The following is a 3,788-nucleotide window of genomic DNA, read 5'->3' on the forward strand; positions in this document are numbered from 1 at the left end:
AACCCATAATCTCCAAAAACCTAACCCCCCTGCCCCCCTTCCCTACCAGGGAATGGGGTTTTCAAAGCCTCTCCCCGCGTCGGGGAGAGGTTTGGAGAGGGGTCAATTTATACATTCAAAACTTTTCAAACATCCTCTAAGGGAGAGGATACAGTTAGCGTTTGACTATCCTGAGAGAGTAAAACGGTTTGGTTGTTTATTTTTGGGAGAAAGTGACAAGTTGATTAAAACGATCAAAATTGTTGCGGAAGATTATCTAAAAGGGGTGAGACGGTGGTCAATTAGGGATAATAGAGGTAAGTTAACTTTACCCTATTGGGTTGATCATGTGGGGTCAAGAAATACCCGATTTTTGAGGTATCGGATTGAGGAAATACCAAGTTCACCACCTCCTGATTTGGCGTGGACGATGATTCAATCTCCAAGTTGAAACCTCAGTTATTAGTGATTCGTGGCTTGATGCCGTTAGGCGATCGCCTGTTGCATTCCTACACTAACAAAGTGATTATTATCTTTAGCCTCAATTACTGTCAGTGGTAAACCAGGTTTATCATAAGGCATAACTGAGTAATCCTGCGATAAAGTGTGAATTTTGAATTTTGGGCTACATTTTTAAAAAATTTTATTTAGTATAACAAAAACAAGATGAAAATTGAAATCTAAGATCAAAAAAGATGAAAATTGAAATAGTAGGATCAGACGCAATACAAGCTACAGAAGAACTCTTAGCAATTGAGGGATTAGAAGGAAGTTATCAGCTAATTGATGAAGTGGAACGGGAAGGAACTCTAGCCACTATCGCTACCATTGTGGGAATTGTAGGTGGAACATTGACCATTGCAGAAAGCATTCACAAGTGGAAGGAGAAGTATCAGAAGTCACTAGACAACCCTAATGGGGCAAAAATAGAGAACGTTTTGATTGTGACTAATGACAATCATCGGTTACTGCTGAAGGATGCAACATTAGACCAAATCAAAGAAATTCTAGACAAGTATAAATAGTAATGAAGATTCTCCACATCAGTTTGATCCAAAGAGGCCAGGATTATGTTTCTTTACGCTATTTTTGGGACAATCCTAATAATTACAAGGAACACAAACTGCCTTTAGCTGAAATCAAAGGGTTAAGTGATAATGCAGAAACCGACTACTATACTCGTCTCCCAGTGGATTATGCTACCACAGGGCAAGCACTTTACAACTGGTTAGACAAGAGCGATCGCATTTTAGCCAATGCCCTACAAGAACCACATCCCCAAGGTTTGATTATAGCGATCGCCACAGATAAAGGACTAGCTCGTTTACCTTGGGAAATTCTGCACGATGGTAATAGCTTTTTAGTAGAGAAAACACCCCCAATTATCCCGGTGCGGTGGGTATCCAATGGTAAAGCGATAACTACAGCTAACTCTCCTCAAAATCGCCCTCTGAATGTGCTGTTTATGGCAACATCGCCGTTAGAAGTTACACCAGAATTAGATTATGAAGCTGAGGAAGGGAAAATTTTAGAGGCAACCGCACGCACCCCGATAGATTTGAGAGTAGAAGAAAGTGGCTGTTTAACAGAGTTGAGTTATGTAGTTCGGGAATATGAAACAGGATACTTTGATATCTTTCATTTAACAGGTCATGCGACTCATGAAGATGAAAAGCCCTACTTTCTAACTGAAGACGAATATGGCAACCGAGTTGATAGCAGTACAGCCGATATTTACAATGCCCTGCAATTTCGATTCCCGTCTTTAATTTTCCTCTCTGGTTGCCGTACAGCTTATTCTGCTGATAGTGCAGTTCCCTCAATGGCAGAAGAACTATTGAAAATGGGTACAACTGCTGTACTGGGTTGGGGTCAAAATGTCCGCGATACCGATGCCACTGCTGCCGCTAGTCAATTGTACTGGGAGTTGTCACAAGGGGGGACGATGACACAGGCTTTATCTTCCACCTACCGAACACTGATTCAACAACATAAAAAAACCCCTGATTGGCATAAATTACGGCTGTATGTGGCAAATACTTTACCGGAAGCCTTAGTAACTCCCAAAGAGACACAGGGACGAAGAAAACTGCCAAAACCTTCTACTACAGTAGAGTTTAGGGATGATGAAAATCGGTTAAGAGTTGCCAAACGGGAGGATTTTGTTGGTCGTCGTCGTCAGTTACAAAATTGTTTGCGAACTCTGAAGACAGATTTTGACAAAGTAGGGATATTAATTCACGGAATGGGTGGATGGGGGAAAAGTACCATTGCCTCTCGACTATGGGATAGGTTGCCAGAACATGAAAAAATTCTCTTGTGGCGACAAGTTTATGAATCTTATTTGATTCAAAAACTCAAGAATAAACTGATTAAGCCAGCGCAACGGGAGTTAATTTCCTATCTAGAAAATAGTCAAATTGAACTAAAATCACGATTAAGTTACCTATTCAATCAACTATCAGAAATGGGAGAAAAACCGTTTCTCCTAATTCTTGACGATTTTGAACGGAATCTTGAACCCCGTGCAGGTGGATACATTCTTAAAGATACAGCAGCCCCAATTTTAGCAGCTTTAGTTGAAGCCATCCAAGAAACGGGAACTGACAATAGGATTATTATTACTTGTCGCTATGATTTTGATTCTGATTTATTGGCATATTTCTATAAACAAGGATTACAACCACTAAAAGGGTCTGAACTGACTAAAAAACTCAATCGCTTAGATAATTTTCAGTCTGATAAAATTTCTGAAAATTTACGAGAACGGGCATTAAATTTAGCAGATGGCAATCCTCGTTTATTGGAATTTATCAATAATGAAGTATTAAGCAAAAAAGACCAAGAGAATGAACTAACGGAACTGGAAACAAGTCCCGAATTATGGAAAGAAAAAATTATTTGGGAAGAATTGTATCAGCTTATTGATGAGCCATTACAGAAGATTCTCAGCTATTGCTTAATCTATGAAATTCCTGTGCCGATGGCAGCTTTAGAAGCAGTTTGTGATGAGCTTCCTAATTATCAACAGCATTTACAAAAGGGGCTAAACTTGGGACTAATTGAGGTAAGTCCTGAAATTCAAGAAGAAAATAGGGTTTATCGAGTTTCACGGATTTTACCTCATATTATTACTGAGATTTGCCTCCCTGAAGTACCAAAAGTATATTCTCTCTACCAAAGAGCTTCTGATAAATTACATGAGTTATGGGGTAATAAAAAGAACGAAAGCAAAGAAAAATGGCAGGAGATTTTCCGATTGAAATTTGCCAATAAAGAAAACCGTGAACGATTCAGGGAAGGCTTTTCTCAGAGGCAGGCAGTTCAATATAATTCAGCAGCTGATGAAGCTTTTGAATCTCAAGTGAGAAAAAATACTTATGAATTGGGAACAGATATGCTATGTGAAGAATTAGAAGTGTATCTATTGTTAGCTAATATTTATCCTCATTTTGAGGATAAGTAGTGACTTAGATTTTTTGACAATAGCTCAGATTTATCCTCATCTTTGAGAATAAGTGGCGCAATTTCTCCCATAACGAGCTTTTGAGAAGTTAAACAATGCGCTTGCGCTAAACGATGGAGATAACTACTAAGACTTTCTGTGTAGGGAGTTCACGCCGCCTAAACGCTCAAAACAATTGCCAATCAAGGTGTCGAAATTGCGGTTACTTTTATGGTTTTCAGTGTTTTTAGAATCCATCACTAAGCCAAGACGCGGTACGCTCCACAACCTGCCATTACTCGCTCTTTCAAGTCAATACTGCCGTTAGGACTTAAACCTAACCGTTGTTTCATAGGAGCCGGAA

Annotated in this window: 3 protein-coding genes and 1 pseudogene; 3 read left to right on the forward strand and 1 reads right to left on the reverse strand. The window is 39.4% G+C overall.

Features of this window, described 5'->3' with window-relative positions; all coding sequences use genetic code 11:
- The first annotated feature begins 220 nt into the window (after positions 1 to 220).
- From PN450_RS07735 to PN450_RS07745, 3 genes are all read left to right on the forward strand, one after another.
- Entirely contained in the window at positions 221 to 430 is a 210-nt protein-coding gene (locus tag PN450_RS07735; RefSeq protein WP_271835915.1) for a hypothetical protein, read from the forward strand.
- Positions 431 to 674: 244 nt separating this feature from the next.
- A complete protein-coding gene (locus PN450_RS07740; protein WP_271835916.1) occupies positions 675 to 1,004 on the forward strand; it encodes a hypothetical protein in 330 nt (109 codons plus the stop codon).
- 2 nt (positions 1,005 to 1,006) lie between these two features.
- A complete protein-coding gene (locus tag PN450_RS07745) occupies positions 1,007 to 3,445 on the forward strand; it encodes a CHAT domain-containing protein (protein WP_271835917.1) in 2,439 nt (812 codons plus the stop codon).
- Here the strand turns inward: PN450_RS07745 and PN450_RS07750 are convergent.
- Positions 3,427 to 3,576 (reverse strand): annotated as a pseudogene (locus PN450_RS07750) (TniQ family protein); the annotation flags it as partial. The gene PN450_RS07745 and the pseudogene PN450_RS07750 sit on opposite strands and share 19 nt — an antisense overlap.
- Positions 3,577 to 3,788 lie beyond the last annotated feature (212 nt).

The organism is Dolichospermum lemmermannii CS-548, from assembly GCF_028330815.1.
Classification (GTDB): Bacteria; Cyanobacteriota; Cyanobacteriia; order Cyanobacteriales; family Nostocaceae; genus Dolichospermum; species Dolichospermum lemmermannii.